The 943-nt window shown below is 69.6% G+C and carries 1 protein-coding gene; it reads right to left on the bottom strand.

Annotated features, from left to right (window positions below; genetic code table 11):
• Positions 1 to 942: porin (locus tag AC07VS_RS28775; RefSeq protein ID WP_494752688.1), on the bottom strand; the 942-nt coding region annotated here is incomplete at its 3' end.
• Between the last annotated feature and the right edge of the window lies 1 nt (position 943).

Genomic DNA, 943 nt, shown 5'->3' with positions numbered 1-943 from the left:
GCCGCCGATGGCGAACTTCTGGGCCTTGGCCGAGCCGAGCTTGACCTGGCCAAGGGAGGCCAGCACGTTGAAGGCCCCCACGGGGGCGTTCACGCCCAGGCTCCAGCCCTTGGTGCTGAGGTCGTTGCCGGTGGTGGCCACGTTGGAGAGCTTTTGCTGAGCCACGATGCCCATGACCTTGGCAGGGCCAAAGTCGTAGGCGCCGTAGACGCTGGTGTCGGCCATGTCACCGGCCAGGGGGGCCGCTGCGCCCGAGGTGCCGGGGCCGGCCAGGCCGTTGTTGCCCAAGGACTGGGTGAGGCCGGCAAAGGTGGTGCGGGTGTAGGCGGCGGCGACATCGAGCGGGCCTTGGCGGTAGCCCAGGCGTGCGCCGGCGTAGCGGCCGTTGCTGGAGGTGTCGATGGTGTTGATGGTGGCGTTGCTGGGCTGGTTGCCGAAGGCGAGCATGGCCTGGCCGTAGATGCCGCCGAGGTTGGCGGGCAGGAAGTAGCCCACCGAGTTGGAGGCGCGCACAAAGGTGTTGGTGGCGGCGGAGCCGGTGTAGTCGAGGATGAGGGTGCCGACGCCGGCGGCGGCGAAGGGGTCGGCGTTGAGGTAGTTCTGCCAGCTGGGGGTGGTGTCGCGGCCGATGCGCAGCTCGCCGAAGGATCCGGCGAGGCTGACGGTGGAGCGGCGGTTGAAGGTGAGGCCGCCGGCGGCGATGTCGGATTTTTGGTTGTTGGAGGTGGTGCCGCTGCTGCCGATGCCGCTGGCGGGGTTGATGGCGCCTTCGAGCCAGAAGCCGGCGCTCAGGCCACCGCCGAGGTCTTCGACACCGCGAAAGCCGAGGCGGCTGGCGCTGTTGCCGGAGGGGGAGACGCCGGAGACGCGGCCGGCGTTGGTCTTGACGTTTTCGTAGGCGAGGTCGAGCACGCCGAACAGCGTGACCGAGGACTGGGCCAGG

It is taken from the genome of Curvibacter sp. GW821-FHT01G03, assembly GCF_059422285.1.
Note: the sequence above shows the minus strand (reverse complement) of the source record. Positions and strands in the feature narration are given on the sequence as shown.